An 18,468-nucleotide genomic window follows, 5' to 3' on the forward strand; every position below is an offset into this window, starting at 1 on the left:
GTTCCCGGGCCCCCTGGTGCCGGGGGCCCGGCAACACGCGAAAGAACAATGGCCTACCGCGCTGACTCTGTTGGACATGAAGCAGAACAGAAGGGCCGAGGATGTTGCCGGCATCCTGCGGCACGTTGGTGTGACGGGCAAGCCGACGGAGGTGGCTCACGCGGTGGCCGCGTGCAGGGCATGTGGGCTGGGTTCTGAGGCGGACGTGATTCTCCGGTACGCGCAGACCGGGCGTGATGCGCGCCAGCTTGCAGAGATCGCCTATGAGTTCATGAGGATCGAAGACAACGCCATGGCCCAGCGCGCACTCGGGATGTTCCTGGCTAGGTAGGAGCGTCCGCCTCGCTGGCGGGGGAGGCCGGACGCCTGGATAGCACCGCTTGGCGGATCGCTTCACTGCATTCTTCCGCCGGCTCGTGTTCCCAGAAGCGCAGGACAAGCCAGCCGGCTGCCCGCAGGCGCTCGTTTGTATCGCGGTCACGGGCCATGTTCCGGGCCACTTTGTCGGACCAGTAGCCGGGATTGGTCTTTGGGGAAACGTAATGCTCAGGACAGCCGTGCCAGTAGCACCCGTCGACGAAAACGGCTACTTTCGCGGGCCGGAAGACCATGTCGGCGGTGCGGCGGAGGTCGGACAGGGGGCGAGCCGCGACTCGGTAGCGCAGACCTTGGGCGTGCACCAGCCGGCGGATAAGCCGCTCCGGAGTGGTGTCCCGGCTTCGGATCGCCTGCATGTTGCGGCGACGCGCGGCAGACGAAGCCCAGGACCCCTCAGGCGGTACCCAGGTGGTCCCTGACGGATCTGGTTCTGACTTGGGGGTTGTCATCTGTGGTGATTTACCAGGTGGACAGAGTGGGTGGCAGCGTTCCGTAAGGGAGGAGGCGGCCTTGTTCGATGATCTCGTCAAGGTCGTCCCTTTGCTGGCTGCTGCCGACAGCGGCAACTGCGGCCTTCAGGGCGTCGAGAGCTACGTGGTAAATGGCATCGGCTTCTCCGGTCCCCCGCGCGATCGAGGCGATCCGGCTTGGCATTGGCTCCGCGGTCACGACCACTAGGTGCGGCAGTCGTCCGCGCCGGTGCCTGATCATTTGAAGGAACTCATGACGTACGTTTTGCACTCGATCTGACCTAATTGTCCATTTGCAGGATACTGCGGCATGCAGATGGTGGCAGGGCGCGACATCGGCCGCGGGGCTCGTAACGCCTACGGTCACATCAGGCTTGATGAGGTAGTCGCGGCCCAGGTCGACACGGAGAGTGACGTTCTTGCGGACCGCTTCGGCGACTCTGTCCAAATGCTCATACTGTGCGAAGTCGGCCACTGTCTTCTTGTGATCCACGTGCCATGAGCGCTCCGGGGCCAGGAGGGGCAGCGCCGTTTTCAGGTGATCGCAAACGGCGTGCTCCAGTGCGGGGCCAAGACTCTCAGGAGTATTGGGAAGTACCGCACCGGGCTCCACCCCCAACGCCTCAAGCATGTGTCCTGCGAGCAGCTTCGATGTATTGCTGTCGGAGTCAGCGGTGTTCGGGACGAGTTTTCCGGTCTTCTCCAGCTTTTTCCAGCCGAGGAGACGGGTGGCGAAAGGCGCGTGCATCGTCAATCCTGTCTGGTGTGTGAAGGCAAAGGTGGTGCGGATTCAATGGGGTCGTCTGGCTGGGCGAGGACCCATTGCTTTCCGTCCAGGACGGCCACGGGGGTGTCCTGGTGATGGGCCCGTGCGCTGACCACTCGGGCGCTGACGAACTCGCCTTCCTCCGGGAGGGGGAGCCCCAACTGGGCGGCGATCTCGCGATGGCTGGCGTAGTCCCCCATGATGAGGATTCCCTCTGTGCTGAGCGCCGACCGGCTGCCGCCGTTGCCGCGGACTCGCTTCATGTAGTCCTTCTGCTGGGCCACGGTGCGCACCACGTTGCGGCCGATGTGTCGCCTCTGGGCGCGCCGGAAGAGTTCGTTCAAGCGGCGTTGGCCTGAGTCCGAGGCGAACACCGCGGCCCGATCCGCGGTGTCCATGTGGAGGAGTACGTTCTCGGGAAGGGCTTCATTCCGCCACAACCACCGTATCTTGTTCCGGTGTTCAGCCTTGATCGTGAGCTTGAGGTCGCGGTTGTTCCCCGTGTTCAGCCACTCGTTGCGTATCCGGACGAGGCCGACACTCCAGAGGGACTTGTAGTCGTCCGCCCAGGCCAGCAGGCAGAGATGATCCATCGCCTCTGGCGGGATCATCCAGCCTCCGAACTGCTGGGAGTACTTGCAGTCCACGTCGACGCCGGCGATCTGATAGTCCATTGCGTCGCCGTCCGCGAACCTGAACTCACGCTGGAGATTGATCTCCACGAGAGTTCCCGCATGGGTCTTCTCGGTCTTGAAGAGTGTCTTCCAGTCGTAGCGCCCGGTCACCTCGCCGTTAAGCAACTGGTCGATGGTGTCGCGGAGGACCCTGGCAAACCGTCGGCCCGTAGGGTCCTGCGCCTTGATGCGGTCGTAGACCCGGTCCAGTTCAGGGTCCACTCCGGCCGCCAAGTTCGGTAGCGCGACCGAAACGGCGGCTCTGATGTCGGCCTCTTCGAAAGGAAGCATGTTCTCCCCGTTGGTGAGTGATCCGCTACGCGCAGAGCCTTCGCGCCTTAGTCTGCGTTGACGATAACCGCGTCCGGGCGAGTGGAGTCCTTGGTCCGGAAGCGCACGAGCTGCTTCTTCGTGTCGATGGCGGCCTTCGGTGGAATCACGGTGAACGCCATGATGACGCGGTCAGTTGCCGCAGCACCCGTCGTGGCGACGGCTTTGACCTCATCGTCCTGGGTGGCTTCTACGACGGGATACAGGAGCACTACGCCCCGAGTCGCTCCGAGCGCGGGGAAACCGTCTCCCGTGGAAGCAGAGTCAGGCAGTTCGATCAACTGCTGGGCGAACAGACGGTGTTCCAGGCCTGAAATGCGGCCGAAGGACTGCTTCCCAGACTGGCGGCTTCGGCGGAACAAGGAAAACGGTCCCTGGCCCAGCACGGTCGCCTCGATCCGGTTCCGTTGTGTTCGCTGCGGAGCGATGACCAGCCAGTCGTCGACCTTGGCCAGGCGGCCGTCAAGCTGGGACAAGTAGGTCAGGTGCGGGGCGAGAACGTTGCCGTCCTCCCACTCCAGCGAGCTCAGAACGGAAAGGAGCTGAGCGTGCGGGATGACCGTGGTTGCCGCCTGGAAGCTGCGGGGCAGGGGCGAAGTCTCGTCGGGCCGCAGAACGCAGGTCGCTGAGGTACCGCTGAGTGCCGCGAGGGCGAACTTCCAGCGCTCGGTGTTGCGCGAGGTCAGTACAGCGTCCTGCGGGTAAGCGGCCGGCTCGATCGGCTTGCCCGGCGACCGCACCTCCACCAGCTCCGCGTTGAACATCTTGTTCCGGGCCGACGGCTTTACCCACGGGAGGTGCTGGCTCACCAGGGGCGGGATCTGGGCGGGGGTGACCTGGGGGCGGCCGTCCACCAGCGGGGCGTAGCGGGCCAGTTCGGCGCGGAAGAGCTCCTCGTCCCGGCAGATCGCCTCGAAGGCCTCGTACAGGTCGACGGTCTTGGCGTTGCGGCCCTTGCCGAGCTGTTCCTCGCGGCCGATGTACAGCCGAACCAGGTCCCGGTAGCCGGCGCGGAAGCCGAACCAGCGGCCCATCTGCATCAGGGTGTCGGCCTGCTGGGTCGTACGGCGGTAGTACGTGACCGTCAGGCCCTCGACCGTGAACCCGCGGGACAGCTTGGTGCCACCGACCAGGATCTTCCAGACCTTCGGGGTGCGGTCGAAGTCCAGGTCCGGCTGGGCGTAGTCGCGCTCGCTCTCGCCATTGACGACGATGACGGGGCTGCCGCCCCGCTCGATCAGCTGGCATGATCCGGAGACGAACGGCTTGAGTTCCGCATACGTCTCGGGAGTGGGCAGGGAACTGTCCGCGTAGGTGCGGAAGTCTCTCTCGAAGAGAGCCGCCAGGCGTGCGTGGCCCTGCCCCTTGTACGCAGCGTTGCGCCACATCGTCTTGATGCGCTCGGCGAGCACCGCGTGCTCCGCCATGCGGACCGACTCGTGCACCAGCATCGTGTGGTGCCGGAACGGGTCGGAGGAAACACCGTGCTCCGCGCGGTAGATCTTCAGTGCGCCCGTGAGGACGAAGGCGTCCAGGGCCTCCTGGAGGCGGTCGCCGGTGTAGTCGTAGATGCCCCGGACGTGCTTCTTCTCGGCCTCGCCCTCGTCGTCGATCGTGTCCAGGTCATAGAAGTCCTGGACGCCCATGTAGTCGGTGGGCCGGGGCAGCGAGATCAGGAAGTCGCGCGGGAAGAGGTCTTCCTCGTCGCCCGGGTCGACGAACACGTTGGCGAACGGGGTCGCGGTGTAGCCGACGTACTGGGCGCGGGGCAGCAGCTTCAGGAGCTTGCTGATCTGGCCGTTGATCGCGGTGCGGATGACCTTGCCGTCCTCCCACTTCTTGGGGTCCGTGGTGTTCACGGAGGCCTGGTCCGACTCGTCGTCGATGATGAGGGCCGGGATCTCGCCGAGGATCGGACCCATCTTCTTGAGGTCCTTGACCAGCTTCTCCAGCACCGACTTGTTCTTCTTCACCACCATGATCCGTGCGCGGGCCGCGTGCAGGTTCGCCGGGTCGTGCAGGGGGCGGGTGCGGTCGGGCTTCTCGAACTCCAGCGCACTGATGCCGCGTTCCAGGGACATGTAGTCACGGTCGCGGGAGGTGAGCCGCTCGATGTCGAAGGCGCCGAGGTCGGAGGGGCGGGCGCCGAAGGAGACGAACTTGGCGGGCCAGTCCTCGTCGTCCTGGTAGTCGATGCCGACAAGAGCGTCCAAGTCGTTCGGGTCGGCGGCGCCGAGGATGTTCTCCTGGCCGATCAGTTCCATGTCGAGCCGGCGCTGGGTCTGGCCGCGCAGCAGGTTCAGTGTGCCGCCGAGCACGATGACCAGCCGGTAGCCGGCGTCGATGGCCTTGGCCGTGACTCCGGTGAAGTTGGCGGTCTTGCCGGACTGCACGTAGCCGACGACCAGTCCGCGCGCGCCGTACGGGTCGTCACGGGTGGGATCGGCCAGCCGCTCCACGACCGCGTGGGCGGCCTCGTCCAGGCCGGAGACGGCCGCGTCGCCCCAGCCCTTGCGGCGCAGCAGTCGCTCGTACGACGTCCAGTAGAAGGAGCGGTTCGCCGCCTGCTGCCGGGTGTACCAGGGCTGGAACTCCCGGCTGATGGTGACGGGTCCGGGTTCGGTGTGGACGGGGACCGCGGTGTCGAAGGCCTTGCGGAGATCCGCGTCCAGCGCGAGCTTGTCGTAGACCTCGGCGCGCCGCTCGAGGGTGCGTGCCGTCGTGGCCGACCACGAGGGGGACTGCTCGAAATCCCAGGCGGTGAGCTTGCGGCGCCAGACGGCGAGCAGGTCGTCCCCGGGGGTCGCGGCCAGGATGCGCTCGTGAAATCCGGCCACGTCCGTGTCCGCCGGCTCTTCGTCGTCGGCGAGCGCGAAGGCGAGCTTGGCGAAGTGCTTGGGGCCGCGCCGGCTCATCGCGTCGAGCACCTCGCCGTGAAGGTCGGTGAGGCGGTCGGGAGCGGGCGCGTTCTCGGCGGTCACGGTGGTCGGATGGCCTCTCTGGTGTGCGGGAAGTCGCGGGGTGAGCGGTGGACTAGTCGTCGACGCGGGCGAGTTCGGCTCGTACGGCGGTGACGAGCACGCTGTTCCACAGGGCGACCTTGTCGGTCTGGTTGGCCCAGACCCGCTCCTTCTGGAAGATCTCGTTGAGCATCAGGTAGAGAAGGCTCTTGAGGACCGGAGCGTCGTTGGAGCCTCCTCGCCGGCCGCCGTTGAAGGCGTGCCGGTAGTCCCTGTTGAGGACGACGAGGCGCTCCTTGTGGTCGATCGTGAAGAGGAGGTCGGCGGAGTCGACGCCGGCCGGTACGTCGAGTTGGGCCCAGACGAACGTGATGGGGTCGTCGCCCTCCAGCTGGGGCAGTTCGTCGCGCAGCGTCCGCTTCAGCTTGGGATCGATTCCCTTGCCGGGCGGAATGACGGCGGTGCGCTTGACCTCGGTACGCCGCTTGGCGGCTTCGCGGTAGGCCGTCTCCGCGTCCCGGACGTAGTCGGTGAAGGCGTGGCCGGTGTCGGCGTTCGCCGCCTTCTCCAGACCGCGAGCGAACGCCGGGGTGACCTGGACACCGTCCTTCTTGACGGTCAGGGAGAACACGTCGTTGGGCTCGGACGGCAGGTCCAGGGCGATCCTGGCGAGAGCGAGGTGGCCCTCCGGACTGCGGGTGTCGTTCCAGCCGCCTGCCTGGACGAGGCGGTTGTTGCGGTAGAGGTAGAAGCCCTGGCGTTCGGCGAGCGGGCCGATCCCGCGGTACGCGACCAGCGGAGACTTGGGCGGCCATATGTGCGCCGTGAACGAGACGTCTCCGAGGCCCTCCACAGGGGCGGTGTACGTGCGGGGATAGCCGGGGCGGCCGGGGACCCGGTACCCGAACGGGTCGATGGGCTCGACTCCCCGGTGGTCCAGCTCCTCCCGGGTGTGGACGTCCTCGACGACGATGTCCACGTGGAAACCCTCGCGGGCGAGGAAGCGATGGAGGTAGAGGCCGAGGTGGGTCTCGAGCCGTTCGATCGCGTCATTGAGGTAGCGGTCGGTCTGACCCGCGGTGATGGTCTCGAACGGGCGGACCTGATCCCAGCGCACGATCGTGCCGTGCCAGCCGATGATCCCGTCATAGCGGTCGACCAGGTCCTGGCAGTACGTCGCGTCGACGATGTCGCAGGTGAAGTCGGCCTGCGCACGGGCGGTGAGCCAGCGACGGCCGGTCGACGGGCTGCGCTTGGTCCGGCTGATGACGGTGAGTGCGTCGGCGTGCGAGAGGGAGGCCGCCTTCAGCCCGGCGCCGAAATGCCCGAGGGCCCCGGCGGCGTACTTCTCGCGCCCGCCGACGGTCATCGCCGTGTCCAGGCTTGCCTCGTCCATGCCGTGGCCGTCGTCGATGACGAGCAGACCGACGAGGCGGTCGCGGCCACCGCGTTCGCCCGTGTCGCGCAGGAAGCTCACGACGACGTTGTGGGCTCCTGCGTCGATCGAGTTGTCGATCAGGTCGGCGACGGCCGCCTCGAAGCCGTAGCCCTGGTGCGCGAGCGATTCGAAGGACCTGGCTGCCGGGGGGAGCCGCTTGCTTCCGCTGGTGGGTACGTCGAACTGCCAGTCCGAAGACGGCTGGTAGGGCGGCATACGTGTTCCTCGCGGGCAGAGCCGTGCCCGGGATGCGCGCGGGCAGGCCAGTTCAGCTGGTCACATGTGACGTTAGCGCGCGTGAGTTGTGAAGGAACAGTGGGATCGTAAGAAATGCGCCTGACGCCCCTGGACGTGTTCCAGGGGCGAACCTCAAGGGGTGTGACGTCGCCGGTGTCAAGCGTTCTGGATCCCGTGACACTCCCCATACCCCCGCCCGGACCCACACCAGCACACAACCCCCCGCTGAGGCGGCCAGGCCGTTGCGCGGCCTCGGGCTGCCAGGGTTGTCGCGTACTGGGGGAGGAGCGTCGTGTCGGACGGGGACGAGGCCTCCGAGGCGGAGAAGGCCTCGTAGGACGGGACCGTGCCGGTGACGATGCCCAGGTTGGGGGTGCCGGAGGCGGACAGTTCGCGCAGGGACGCCTCTATCGTCGCCAGGTGTTCCTCGTGGGACGGGTACTCCGTGGCGAGCGAGGGGTACGCGGCGAGGAGTTCCGCCAGTTCGTCGGCGGGCCAGTGCAGGACCGCGACCGGGAACGGGCGGGAGAGGGCCTCGCGGTGGGCGCCCAGTTCGGCGCGCAGGCGGCTGATCTCCGCCTGGAGCTCCGCCGGGTTCTCCGAGCCGAGTGACCACACGCGCTTGGGGTCGTGGAGCTCGTCGAGGGAGACGGGCGACGAGTGGAGGGTGTCCGCGAGGGCGTCCCAGTCGTCGTGGGCGACGCCCAGCATGCGGCGGACGCGGTGGCGGCCGAAGAGGATGGGGCGGGTGGCGTACGGCGGGTCCGTCACGTCGGTCAGGAGCAGCGTCGCGCCCTCCGTGAACGTCTCCTGCGCCGCCTCCAGCTCGTCGTGCGACTCCAGCGCCTCCGCCACGATCACCCAGGGGGCGGGGTCGCGGGGGGACGCGGCGCGCACTCCGTCGATGATCGCGCGTGCCTCCGCCTCGTGGCCGTACTCCCACAGGTTCGACGCCTTCAGGGCGCGGACCAGGTGGGGGCGCTCCAGGGGTGTCGGGGACGCCAGGAGGCGGTCGTAGAGTGCGCTGGCGCCGGGGCGGTCGCCGGCCAGTTCGAGGTGGGCCGCGGCCTGCAGGAGCAGGTGTTCGGCGTCCTCGGGATAGAGGCCGGCGGTCCGCTCCAGGCGTGCGGCTTCGGCGGTGTGGTCGACGTTGTCGGCAGGCGTGTCGGGGCGCATGGGGGACACCGTACTGCCGTCGCCTTACGAAATGGAGAGATCCGCTGGCCAGAGGGTGAGCGGGGGCGGCCGATACCCGTCACGGGGGACGGGGAGGGCGGAGGTGCCGGTGGGCGCCGGCGGCGGGTGCCCCTCCGGGGCGTGCGCGCGGTCGCGCACCGGGCTCAGGTCACCGCCCCGTCGACCTGCAGTGTCTGTACCGCCCCCGCCGCGAACGGCACGCTCAGTGACTTCCCGTTCAGATGTGTGTCCGAGTGTGCGGTGTAGAGGTCACCGCCACCGCCGGTGACCGTGTTCCAGCGGGGGACCAGGCCGCCGGTGGAGCCGGTCACCGTGGTGAAGCGGGAGAGGTCGAAGGTCAGGGTCTGGGCGGACGTGGACTTGTTCGCCGCGACGATCACCAGGCGCCTCGCCGTCGCGTCGTACGCCGCCACCGCGTGGTCCACGCCCGTGTCCACGATCGTCATCCCGGGGCGGATGTGGCGGCTGAACTGGGCCATGACGTAGAGCTTCGTCTCGACCGGGCCGGCCGTCAGGGTGCTCTCGTCGTACTTGATCAGGCCCCAGCCGGCCGTGGGGTCCATGACCTGCCAGTAGACCCAGGCGGTCGGGTGCAGCCAGCGGAAGTCCAGGAGGAGGTTGCTCGCCAGGCTGAGGCCGGTGCCGTCGCCGTCGCCGTACTCGGAGTTCCACAGGGTCTTGCCGCCGGTGGTCACGGCGTCCGTGTAGAGGAGGTCACGGCGGCCGCCCGACCCCTGGTAGCCGTGCACGTTGACCCGGTCGACCAGGGCCCTCGTCGTCGTGCCGAAGGAGTTCCAGGTCGTGCGCGCCAGGTCGTAGCTCGTCTCGTCGGACGCCGAGATCCTGGTGCCCGTGAGGCCACGCCGGTCGAGTTCGCCGCGCAGGTGGGACAGGACGGCGGACTGGACGGAGGCGTCGACGTGGCAGCCCTCCTGAGTGCCGGTGGCCGTCCACCAGTTGGAGGACGGCTCGTTGAAGGCCTCCACCGTCGAGAAGTTCACGCCCCAGTTGTCCCTGGCGTACAGGGCCACCGCGGCCAGGTGCGAGGCGTGCTGGCGGTAGTTCCAGGACTGGAGGTTGTTGCCGCCGCCGGACGCGCCCGACGGGTTGTGGTTCAGACACATCCACCACATCGGGGAGTTCGCGAACAGTTCGCTCACCGCGCCGCGAGCGGTCGCCTTCGTGAGGGCGGCGCGCTGGGTGGCGTCCGCCGTCCACTTCCAGGCCGACGAGGCGGGGTCCTCGTCGTTCCAGTCCTGCCAGTAGCCCTCGATCCGCTTGTACGCGGGGATGTTGGGCGACGCGGTCATGCTCTCGCCGCCGACGCTGTTCGTGCTGCAGGCGCCGAGGTTGTAGCGGGCGATGTTCAGACCGAGGCCGGGCAGGGTGACGCCGCCGTAGGTGACCGACCTGGTGGTGAAGAAGAGGTCCGCGAAGTCGTCCCGGGCCCCGAACACGTTGGCCCACCAGGCGAGCGAGGTGCCCCAGCCGTCCCATGTTCCATACGTGCAGCGGGGGTTGACGGCGATGGCCGCGTCGGCGTGCGCGGTTCCTGTCGCCAGGGCGCCACCGAGGAACGTACCGCCCGCTGCGGCCAGCAGTGTTCTGCGTCGGATCACGGCTCTCCACCTCTCCGGAACTCTCGACTGACGTTCTGGGGACGCGCGTTGGTTCGCCGGGTTGATGTCTCCGGCCCCGCCGAAGCCCTCAGGAAGCATCCGGTGTGGCGTGTGGGGTTGTCGAGGGTTGTGACATCCCTTTCTCAAACCACTGGAGGAAGCGGACCGGACGGGTGGAGGCGTACGGGGCTGGTGACTTGCGGGGGTACGGCTTATCGTGCGGCCCCGGTGAGCGCGAGGCGCGGCGGGGCGGGGCGCGACGGGGTGACGGGGCGACAGGATCACGGGGTTTCGGGGTTGCCGGCCGAGCGGTACGGGCCGGGGGAGAGGAGGGGCGCGCGTGCGGGTTCGGGTGGTGCGGCACAGCACCCTGCGTCGGCGGGCCCTCCGCAGGCGCGTCCTGTGGACCGGCGGGGAACTCCTCGTCACCGTCGGTGTCGTCCTCCTGCTCCTCGTCGCCCACCAGTTGTGGTGGACCAACCGGCAGGCCCGGCACGACGCCGAGCGCGAGGTGCGGGCGTTGGAGCGGGAGTGGGGCGCACCCGGGACGCCGGGGCCGGCCGGTCTCTCCGCGGAAGCCACGGGGGCGGCGGGAGCCGAGCGGGCGGCCACGGAGGCCGGGGGCGGGGACGGGAGCGCCCGGTCCCGGGAGCGTGAACGGGGGGCGGGGTCCAGCGACACCACCGGCGCGCCTCGCTGGTCCCAGGCGTACGCCGTCCTCACCGTTCCCCGCCTCGGCCTTCGCGTCCCCGTTGCCGAGGGCGTCGGCAAACGGGACGTCCTCAACAAGGGATACGTCGGCCACTACAAGGGGTCCCAACAGCCGGGCCAGGCCGGGAACTTCGCGGTCGCCGGGCACCGGAACACCCACGGGGAGCCGTTCCGGTACATCAACCGGCTGCGTCCCGGGGACACCGTCCGCGTCGAGACGGCGTCCGCCGTCTTCACGTACGCCGTCGACAGGACGCTGCCGCGGACCTCCGCGCGGGACGGCGGTGTGATCGGCCGGGTGCCGCGCAGTACCGTCCGGCCGTCCTACGGCTACAGCGAGCCGGGGTACTACATCACCCTCACCACCTGCACCCCCGAGTACACCTCCACGTACCGCCTGGTGGTGTGGGGGAAGCTGCGGTCCATGAAGCCCCGGTGAGTCTCGGTGAGCCCCGTCAAGTCCCCATGAGACCGGGGTCGCTGGAGAGGCGCCGCTGCCAGGAGCCGTGAATGCGCCGCTCGCGGAACCATCGGGCCCCTCCCGGACGTCGAAAGGGTGCCGGGCCCGGACTCGATCCCGACCCGGCGGGACCTGTGGGTGTGCGAGAGGGGGAGTGGCCGATGATCCGTCGCCGGGTGACCGTGCGCCGGCCCGCCGCGCCGTTCCGCCTCGCCCTGCCCCTCGTCCTCCTCTTCCTCGCCGAGGTCGTCCTGCTCGACGCCGGTGGCATCTCGGCCGCCGTCGCCGTCGCCCTCGCCGCCACCACGGCGGCCGGCACCGCCCTCGCGGTCTGCGCCGTCCTCGCCGCGCGCTGCGCCCCCGTCGTCCCGCGCACGAGGGTCCGGACGGCCCTGCGGGACCGCGAGCACCGTACGGCCTTCCTGCCGCAGCGTGATCCCGACGCCGCGGGGCGCCGGCGACCCCGGGCACCGGGGCCCGCCCTCCCGGCGACCACCGCGTAGGCCACGCCTCCTCCTCTCGTACGCGCCGCACGGTCCGTACGACCCCGTGCCTTCCGTGCGACCCCGCACGGTCCGTACGACCGACCGACGTGGCTCTCGCGGGTCGTCATGCCGACATCTGCTCCGACTCCGGCACGACGAGACCCTCGGAGGGCTCATCCATGTCCACGCTCATGGCCACTTTCGCCACACTGGTCGAGCAGGTCGCCGACCTGCTGCAGCCGTTGTTCCACGCCTCCGCGGCCGCCGCCGCGATCGTTCTGATCACCATGCTCGTACGGCTGCTCGTGCACCCCCTGTCACGCGCGTCGGCGCGGGGGCAACGGGCACGTGCCGCGCTGCGCCCGCAGGTCGCCGAGTTGCGCGAGAAGCACGGCCGCGACCAGGAGAAGTACCAGCGGGCGCTGCTGGAACTGCACGCGCGGGAGAAGGTGTCGCCCCTGGCCGGCTGCCTGCCCGGTCTCCTCCAGATACCTGCCTTCGTCCTCCTCTACCACCTGTTCTCCAGCACGACGATCGGCGGTGGCCCCAACGGCCTGCTGGACCACCGGCTGTTCGGCGCGCCGCTCGGCCACCGGTACGCGGACGCCCTCGGGGGCGACGGGGTGTTCGGGGCCCAAGGGCTCGTCTATCTGGGCCTGTTCGTGGTGGTCGCCCTGGTCGCGACCTTCAACTACCGGCGTACGAAGCGGACGACGGCCGGCGCGGCGTCGGAGGCCGGTGGCGAGCAGCAGATTCCCGGGCTCGGCGCGGTCGGCGCGGTCATGCCGTTCCTCTCCTACTTCACGCTCCTCACCGTGGCGCTGGTGCCGCTGGCCGCCGCGCTGTACGTGGTGACCAGTACGACGTGGAGCGCGGTGGAGCGGGCGGTGTTGTATCCCTGAGGGTGCGGGGGCGCCGTGTGAGCCACCTGAGCCGCTCGGGCCGGGTGGCCGTGGTGGGTGGCGGTGGGTGCTGGTGAGCGGTCGTGGGCGGTCCAGTCCGTGAACGGGGTATTGCGGACTGGACGTGCAGCTTGGAGGATCGACCAGTCCTCCGATGGCTGCACCCGTCGGGGCTGCCGCGATCGAGGGAGATTGTGATCATGAAGCTGCTGCGAGTCGGTACGGCGGGATCGGAGCGGCCCGCGCTGCTCGACACCGAGGGAATCCTCCGGGACCTGTCGGGCGTCGTCCCGGACATCGACGGGCCGCTGCTCGCCGACGGCGCCGCGCTCGGCCGGATCCGTGCGGCCGCCGAGTCCGGGGAACTGCCCGTGCTGGACACGGCGGGGCTTCGGGTCGGGCCGCCGCTCGCCCGTATCGGCAAGGTCGTCTGCATCGGCCTGAACTACCACGACCACGCACGGGAGACCGGGGCCGAGGCGCCCGCCGAGCCGGTGATCTTCTTCAAGGCGGCGGACACGGTGGTCGGGCCGCACGACACCGTGCTCGTGCCGCGCGGGTCGGTCAAGACCGACTGGGAGGTGGAGCTGGCGGTGGTGATCGGACGCACCGCGCGCTATCTGCCGTCCCACGAGGAGGCGCTCGCGCACGTCGCCGGGTACGCGGTCGCGCACGACGTCTCCGAGCGCGAGTTCCAGATCGAGCGCGGGGGGACCTGGGACAAGGGCAAGAACTGCGAGACGTTCAATCCGCTGGGGCCGTGGCTGGTGACCGCGGACGAGGTCCCGGACCCGCAGGACCTGGCGCTGCGGCTGTGGGTCAACGGTGAGCTCAAGCAGGACGGCACGACGGCCGAGCAGATCTTTCCGGTCGCCGAAGTGGTCCGCTACGTGAGCCAGTTCATGACCCTCTACCCGGGTGACGTCATCAACACCGGTACGCCGGCGGGGGTGGCGATGGGGCGGCCGGAGCCGAAGCCGTATCTGCGGGCCGGGGATGTCGTGGAGCTGGAGATCGAGGGGTTGGGGAGGCAGCGGCAGGTGTTCGGGGCGGCGTAGGGCTTTGCCGGGTGCGGGTGCGGGTGCGGGTGCGGGTGCGGGGCGGTGGGGGTTGGGCGCGCAGTTCCCCGCGCCCCTGGGAGGCATGGGGGCTGCGCCCCCGGCCTTTTGCGGTCGGTGGTTCTGTGTGGGGCTGTGGGGGTTGAGCGCGCAGTTCCCCGCGCCCCTTGGAGGGGCGGGGCTGCGCCCCAGCCCCTCTGCGGTCGGCGTGTTGGGGGCTGGGCGCGCAGTTCCCCGCGCCCCTGGTGGGGCGCGGGGGTCCCTCGGCTTACGGGGTCAGGAAGTGGGTCAGTGCCTCTACGACCATCGCGTGGTCGTCCAGTTGGGGCAGGCCCGAGACCACCACGGTGCCGATCACGCCCGCGCCCTCGACCGTGACCGGGAACGCGCCGCCGTGGGCCGCGTACGTGTCGGGGTCGAGGCGTGAGGACTCCTCGAACGTCGTGCCCTTGGCGCGGAAGCGGGTGCCGACCAGGAGCGAGGAGCAGCCGTAGCGCTCGACGACCCGGCGCTTGCGGTCGATCCAGGCGTCGTTGTCCGGGGTCGAGCCGGGCAGTGCCGCGTGGAAGAGCTGCTGGCCGCCCCGCCGGATGTCGACGGCGACGGGGGCGCGGCGTTCACGGGCGAGCTCGACGAGCAGCGTGCCCAGCGTCCACGCGTCGTCGTGGGTGAACCGGGGAAGCACCAACCGGCGCTCCTGCTCCTCCAGTTCCGCGATGTCCGGGGCGCTCACAGGGCCACCACCGTGTTCTCGCGGGCGGAGCGGTGCGCCGCCTCCAGCACGTCGAGCGCTGCCGCCGCCTCGTGCGCGGTGACCGGGTTCGGCCCGCCGTCGCGCAGGGCGGCCGCCACCGCCGCGTAGTACGCCGGGTACGCGCCCGGGAGCGTGGGCTCGGGCAGGCCGCCTCCGGTGAGCGGTGACTCGCCGGAACCCACGCGGCCCCACAGGGACTCGGGCTCGACACCCCACTCGGCCGTCGTGCCGGGCCGGCCGCCCTCGCGCAGCTGCGCCTCCTGCGGGTCGAGGCCGTGCTTCACGTAACCGGCCCGCGAGCCGAGGACGCGGAAGCGCGGGCCGAGCTGCGCGGTGGTCGCGGAGACGTAGAGGTGGGAGCGGACGCCGCTCGTGTGCGTGATCGCGATGAAGGTGTCGTCGTCCGTCACGGCGCCGTCACGACGGACGACCGCCTCGGCGTACACCGAGGCCGCGGGGCCGAAGAGGACGAGCGCCTGGTCGACGACGTGGCTGCCGAGGTCGTAGAGGAGACCTCCGATCTCTGCCGGGTCGCCGGACTCGCGCCAGCCGCCCTTGAGCTGCGGACGCCAGCGCTCGAAACGGGACTCGAAGCGCCATACGTCGCCGAGCTCGCCCTCGTCGAGCAGCTTGCGGAGGGTCAGGAAGTCGTTGTCCCAGCGGCGGTTCTGGAAGACCGAGAGGAGGAGGCCGCGCTCGTCGGCCAGGGCGGCGAGCTCCCGGGCCTCGGCCGCCGTGCCGGCGATCGGCTTGTCGACGACGACCGGGAGGTCCGCCTTGAGGGCGGCGGTCGCGAGCGGGACGTGGGTCTTGTTCGGAGAGGCGATGACGACCAGGTCCAGCTCGTCGGCGCGTGCCCAGAGGTCGTCCGGGGTGGCGGCGAAGCGCACCTGGGGGAACTCGGCGCGGGCCTGCTCCTGCCGCTCCGGGTTCGAGGTGACGATCGTGTCCAGGGCCAGGCCCTCGGTCGCGGCGATCAGCGGGGCGTGGAAGACGGAGCCCGCGAGCCCGTAGCCGATGAGGGCCACGCGGAGGGGGGCGCCGGGGGCGGAACCTGCTTCAGGACCTGTGTCAATCGTGCTTCCTGTCATGGCTCCACTTTGGCAACGCTGTTGCCAAAGTGCAAGCGCGGGGGACAATGGCGTACGTGAACAGGACCAGCGCGGAGTCGGGAGCGAGCCTGCCGGGGCGGCTCGAGGGGGCGGGGGCGAATCTGCTCGCCCTGCGCAGTCACAACGGGGCGCTCGTGCTCGACCTGCTGCGCACGGCGGGAACGACGGGCATCAGCCGCCTCGAACTCGCCGAGCGCACCGGGCTGACCCCGCAGGCCGTCAGCAAGATCACCGCCCGGCTGCGGGCGGACGGGCTGGCGGCGGAGGCGGGACAGCTGGCCTCGACGGGCGGCAAGCCGCGTACCGTACTGCGGCTCGTCCCCGAGGCCGGGCACGCGGTCGGGCTCCACCTCGACCGGGACGAGCTGACGGCGGTGCTCTGCGATCTCGCGGGCGCGGTGGTCGCCGAGCGGAGGGTGCCGCTCGGTCTGGGGGCCGGGGCGGAGGCCGTCGTCGCGGGGGCGGCGCGGGAGGTCGAGGCGCTGATCGAGGGGGCCGGGGTCTCCGTCCTCGGGGTCGGCGTCGCGCTGCCCGGGCCGCTCGACCACGCGCGAGGGGTGCTGCACCGGGTCACGGGGTTCCCCGAGTGGGACGGATACCCGCTGCGGAACGTGCTCGCGGGGCGGCTCGGGGTGCCGGTGGTGGTGGACAAGGACACCAACGCGGCGGCGCTGGGGCTGGCCGTGAGTGGGTGTGCGCCGGGGCGCGGCCCCGTGCTCGGACGCGACGGCGGGCTCGACGGAACGCCCGGTGACGGCGGCCAGGACGGGGGCGGCGACCACGGTGGCGGCGACGGCGCGGGTGGCGATGGCTCGGGTGGCGACGGCGCGGGCGGGGAGGCCTTCGCCTATCTGCATCTCGGTACCGGGCTCGGGGCCGGGCTCGTGTTCGGTGGGGCCGTGCACCGGGGCGCCCGTACCGGGGCGGGCGAGTTCGGACACCAGGTCATTCAGCTGGACGGCCCCCTGTGCGACTGCGGCAACCGTGGCTGTGTCGAGGCGCTGTGCCTCGCCGCGGTGGGACGAGGGGCCGTGGACGAGGCGGCCCGCGTACTGGGCGCGGGGGCCGCGAACCTGGTCGGATTGCTCGACATCGACCTGGTGCTGCTCGGCGGCCGTACGGTCGCGGCTCATCAGGAGGCCTTCGTACGGGGTGTCGGAGCCGTACTGGGGGAGCGGGCCCGGCGTGAGGGCACGGACACGGTTCCGGTGCGGATCGCTCCCGGCGGGGCGCGCGGGGTGGCGGAGGGGGCGGCGCAGTTGTTGCTGGCCCCGCTGTTCGGTCGGGGAGAGGGGCGCGGGGAGCGGCGCGGAGAAGGCTGAGGCGCGGGGCGGCGGGGCCGCGCGGGAGGGGGCGGCGAGAACCGCGGGAGGAGCGGAGCTCCGATCGGGAGGCACGGATTCCCTCGCCGCTGCTCCTCCGGACCTCCTCCGCTGTTCTTCCTGACTTCCTCCGCCGCTCCTCCGGCCTCCTCCGTGCCCCCCTCCCCTCTTCCGCGATCCGCTGTTCGAGGGGACTTCCGCCGCCGATCGGGGCCATGGGCGGGCGTGGTGGCGCGGGGGCGCCGGGTGGTGGTGGCAGGGTCTCGCGTGCCGTTGCCCGTTACCGCCTGACGTTCCTGGTCCCCACCGTCCTCGATCGGCAAAGGCCTTTCATGCGACCGCGCCCGTCCCTCCCGCCGCTCCTGAACCGGCTCCAGTTCGCCCCGACCGCCGCCGCGCCCGCCCTGGGTCTCGCCCTCGCCCTCGCCCTCGCGCCCGCCCCCGCGCACGCGCTCGCCGCCTCCACGGACCCCGGCCCCACCTGTGCCGCCCCGGACACCCGGACCTTCCCCGTCAAGACCAGGATCCACGGGGGGCCCGGCACCTTCGAGGCCGGTGGCGGCTTCGGGACCTGGTACATCGACCTGACCAACACCACGGCGCACACCTGCGGAGACATCCACCCGGTCGTCGTGCTGGTGGACGGCAAGCGGGCGCTGAAGCCGAAACAGGCGCGGATGGAGTTCTACGAGGGCGAGAAGCCGCACCCGGTCGTGTTCGAGAGGAGCGACGAGGACGAGAACGTGGGGGCGTTCGACGACGGGTTCCCGGGATTCACCGTCGGGCCCGGCCGGACGGTCACCGTGAAGGTCCGGCTCTCCGTGACCTCCGACGCCGTGCCGAACGACGTCGTCGCCAACGCGGCGGCCGTCCAGCGGCACGGCGACGACGGGGACTGGGTGGGGCAGTCGAACGACTACCGGTTCCGGATCGACGGCGGCGGCACCGACGTCCCGGGGAACGCGGAGACCCACGGTCACACCGACGGCGGCGGCACCGGCGGGGGGAACGGCGGGGGCACCGGCGGGGGCGGCAACGGAGGGGGGAGCGGTGGTGACGGCGGGGGCGGTACCGCCCAAGGCGGCAGTGGCGGCAGCGGCGGGACCGGCGATTCCGGTACCGGTACCGACTCGGGTACCGGCGGAGGCGGGTCCGGGGCCGGCGCCGGGGGTGTCGACGGTGGCGGAAGCGGCGGGGGCGGCGACGGGGGAACGGGCGGGGGCACGGACGGCGACGGAGGCACGGGTGGTGTCTCCGCCGCGGACGAGCTCGCCGAGACCGGTCCCGGCGCGCCGCACGGGTTCGGTGTGGCGGGCGTGATCGGCGTGTTCGCGACCGGCGTCGCCCTGTTCGTCGTGGCCCGCCGCGCCCGGTCCGACCGGCGCTGAGCCGTCCGTCCGCGCCCGGTCCGACCGGCGCTGAGCCGTCCGTCCGCGCCCGGTCCGACCGGCGCTGAGCCGTCCGTCCGCGCCCGGTCCGACCCGCGCCGAGCCGTGGGCCGGGGCCCGGGCCGGGCCCCGCCCCCCCCGCCCGCGCGCCCGGCCGCGAGCGCCCGGTCCGTAGCCGTCCGTCCGCGCCCGGTCCGACCGGCGCTG

Annotated in this window: 16 protein-coding genes; 7 read left to right on the forward strand and 9 right to left on the reverse strand. The window is 70.7% G+C overall.

Annotated features, from left to right (window positions below; translation table 11 throughout):
* Positions 1-76 precede the first annotated feature (76 nt).
* Positions 77-331 carry a hypothetical protein gene (locus ACFV2J_RS23785; RefSeq protein ID WP_385440439.1) on the forward strand — a complete coding sequence of 85 codons (255 nt, stop codon included), beginning with the start codon at positions 77-79 and terminating at the stop codon, positions 329-331.
* On the opposite strand, the gene ACFV2J_RS23790 is transcribed toward ACFV2J_RS23785, so the two are convergent.
* The 7 genes from ACFV2J_RS23790 to ACFV2J_RS23820 form a co-directional block, all read right to left on the reverse strand.
* Entirely contained in the window at positions 324-827 is a 504-nt protein-coding gene (locus tag ACFV2J_RS23790) for a very short patch repair endonuclease (protein WP_385082308.1), read from the reverse strand. The two genes, ACFV2J_RS23785 and ACFV2J_RS23790, sit on opposite strands and share 8 nt — an antisense overlap.
* 10 nt (positions 828-837) lie before the next feature.
* Positions 838-1,596, reverse strand: coding sequence for an NgoMIV family type II restriction endonuclease (locus tag ACFV2J_RS23795; RefSeq protein ID WP_385082307.1), 759 nt, complete (start codon positions 1,594-1,596; stop codon positions 838-840).
* A gap of 2 nt (positions 1,597-1,598) precedes the next feature.
* Positions 1,599-2,579 carry a NaeI family type II restriction endonuclease gene (locus tag ACFV2J_RS23800; protein WP_385440442.1) on the reverse strand — a complete coding sequence of 327 codons (981 nt, stop codon included), beginning with the start codon at positions 2,577-2,579 and terminating at the stop codon, positions 1,599-1,601.
* Between the two features lie 47 nt (positions 2,580-2,626).
* Entirely contained in the window at positions 2,627-5,533 is a 2,907-nt protein-coding gene (locus ACFV2J_RS23805) for a Z1 domain-containing protein (RefSeq protein WP_385082342.1), read from the reverse strand.
* Between the two features lie 118 nt (positions 5,534-5,651).
* Positions 5,652-7,232 (reverse strand): ATP-binding protein, encoded by a 1,581-nt coding sequence (locus tag ACFV2J_RS23810; RefSeq protein WP_385082304.1) that lies wholly within the window; start codon positions 7,230-7,232, stop codon positions 5,652-5,654.
* Positions 7,233-7,409: 177 nt separating this feature from the next.
* The gene (locus ACFV2J_RS23815; RefSeq protein WP_385082302.1) at positions 7,410-8,429 is read right to left on the reverse strand and encodes an SEC-C domain-containing protein; all 1,020 of its coding nucleotides are present in this window, start codon (positions 8,427-8,429) and stop codon (positions 7,410-7,412) included.
* A 164-nt stretch (positions 8,430-8,593) separates the two neighbouring features.
* Complete coding sequence (locus tag ACFV2J_RS23820) at positions 8,594-10,069, reverse strand: beta-1,6-galactanase (RefSeq protein WP_385082301.1); 1,476 nt, start codon at positions 10,067-10,069, stop codon at positions 8,594-8,596.
* A 340-nt stretch (positions 10,070-10,409) separates the two neighbouring features.
* On the opposite strand from ACFV2J_RS23820, the gene ACFV2J_RS23825 reads away from it, so the two are divergent.
* The 4 genes from ACFV2J_RS23825 (at position 10,410) to ACFV2J_RS23840 (ending at position 13,685) form a co-directional block, all read left to right on the forward strand.
* A complete protein-coding gene (locus ACFV2J_RS23825) occupies positions 10,410-11,219 on the forward strand; it encodes a class E sortase (protein WP_385082300.1) in 810 nt (269 codons plus the stop codon).
* Between the two features lie 182 nt (positions 11,220-11,401).
* On the forward strand, positions 11,402-11,743 hold the full coding sequence (locus ACFV2J_RS23830; protein WP_385082299.1) for a DUF6412 domain-containing protein: 342 nt from the start codon (positions 11,402-11,404) through the stop codon (positions 11,741-11,743).
* 173 nt (positions 11,744-11,916) lie between these two features.
* Complete coding sequence (locus ACFV2J_RS23835) at positions 11,917-12,627, forward strand: YidC/Oxa1 family membrane protein insertase (RefSeq protein WP_385082341.1); 711 nt, start codon at positions 11,917-11,919, stop codon at positions 12,625-12,627.
* Positions 12,628-12,827: 200 nt separating this feature from the next.
* Entirely contained in the window at positions 12,828-13,685 is an 858-nt protein-coding gene (locus ACFV2J_RS23840) for a fumarylacetoacetate hydrolase family protein (protein ID WP_385082297.1), read from the forward strand.
* 268 nt (positions 13,686-13,953) lie between these two features.
* Here the strand turns inward: ACFV2J_RS23840 and ACFV2J_RS23845 are convergent, their stop codons facing one another.
* Both ACFV2J_RS23845 and ACFV2J_RS23850 read right to left on the reverse strand, forming a co-directional pair.
* Positions 13,954-14,418 (reverse strand): heme-degrading domain-containing protein, encoded by a 465-nt coding sequence (locus ACFV2J_RS23845; RefSeq protein ID WP_356798563.1) that lies wholly within the window; start codon positions 14,416-14,418, stop codon positions 13,954-13,956.
* The gene (locus ACFV2J_RS23850) at positions 14,415-15,530 is read right to left on the reverse strand and encodes a Gfo/Idh/MocA family oxidoreductase (RefSeq protein WP_385098257.1); all 1,116 of its coding nucleotides are present in this window, start codon (positions 15,528-15,530) and stop codon (positions 14,415-14,417) included. Before ACFV2J_RS23850 ends, ACFV2J_RS23845 begins: the two co-directional genes overlap by 4 nt.
* 47 nt (positions 15,531-15,577) lie before the next feature.
* Here ACFV2J_RS23850 and ACFV2J_RS23855 point away from each other — a divergent pair, with 47 nt between their 5' ends.
* Complete coding sequence (locus ACFV2J_RS23855) at positions 15,578-16,873, forward strand: ROK family protein (RefSeq protein WP_385087977.1); 1,296 nt, start codon at positions 15,578-15,580, stop codon at positions 16,871-16,873.
* 332 nt (positions 16,874-17,205) lie between these two features.
* Complete coding sequence (locus ACFV2J_RS23860) at positions 17,206-18,261, forward strand: hypothetical protein (protein WP_385087975.1); 1,056 nt, start codon at positions 17,206-17,208, stop codon at positions 18,259-18,261.
* The last annotated feature ends 207 nt before the right edge of the window (positions 18,262-18,468 follow it).

It is taken from the genome of Streptomyces sp. NPDC059668 (assembly GCF_042734135.1).
Lineage (GTDB): Bacteria > Actinomycetota > Actinomycetes > Streptomycetales > Streptomycetaceae > Streptomyces.

What these genes read in the sequence shown, in the direction of transcription:
- ACFV2J_RS23785 (WP_385440439.1), top strand. Translation starts at nt 77, where the DNA reads ATGAAGCAGAACAGAAGGGCCGAGGATGTTGCCGGCATCCTGCGGCAC.
- ACFV2J_RS23860 (WP_385087975.1), top strand. Translation starts at nt 17,206, where the DNA reads ATGCGACCGCGCCCGTCCCTCCCGCCGCTCCTGAACCGGCTCCAGTTC.
- ACFV2J_RS23855 (WP_385087977.1), top strand. Translation starts at nt 15,578, where the DNA reads ATGGCGTACGTGAACAGGACCAGCGCGGAGTCGGGAGCGAGCCTGCCG.
- ACFV2J_RS23800 (WP_385440442.1), bottom strand. Translation starts at nt 2,579, where the DNA reads ATGCTTCCTTTCGAAGAGGCCGACATCAGAGCCGCCGTTTCGGTCGCG.
- ACFV2J_RS23850 (WP_385098257.1), bottom strand. Translation starts at nt 15,530, where the DNA reads ATGACAGGAAGCACGATTGACACAGGTCCTGAAGCAGGTTCCGCCCCC.
- ACFV2J_RS23790 (WP_385082308.1), bottom strand. Translation starts at nt 827, where the DNA reads ATGACAACCCCCAAGTCAGAACCAGATCCGTCAGGGACCACCTGGGTA.
- ACFV2J_RS23810 (WP_385082304.1), bottom strand. Translation starts at nt 7,232, where the DNA reads ATGCCGCCCTACCAGCCGTCTTCGGACTGGCAGTTCGACGTACCCACC.
- ACFV2J_RS23830 (WP_385082299.1), top strand. Translation starts at nt 11,402, where the DNA reads ATGATCCGTCGCCGGGTGACCGTGCGCCGGCCCGCCGCGCCGTTCCGC.
- ACFV2J_RS23840 (WP_385082297.1), top strand. Translation starts at nt 12,828, where the DNA reads ATGAAGCTGCTGCGAGTCGGTACGGCGGGATCGGAGCGGCCCGCGCTG.
- ACFV2J_RS23835 (WP_385082341.1), top strand. Translation starts at nt 11,917, where the DNA reads ATGGCCACTTTCGCCACACTGGTCGAGCAGGTCGCCGACCTGCTGCAG.
- ACFV2J_RS23805 (WP_385082342.1), bottom strand. Translation starts at nt 5,533, where the DNA reads ATGAGCCGGCGCGGCCCCAAGCACTTCGCCAAGCTCGCCTTCGCGCTC.
- ACFV2J_RS23795 (WP_385082307.1), bottom strand. Translation starts at nt 1,596, where the DNA reads ATGCACGCGCCTTTCGCCACCCGTCTCCTCGGCTGGAAAAAGCTGGAG.
- ACFV2J_RS23815 (WP_385082302.1), bottom strand. Translation starts at nt 8,429, where the DNA reads ATGCGCCCCGACACGCCTGCCGACAACGTCGACCACACCGCCGAAGCC.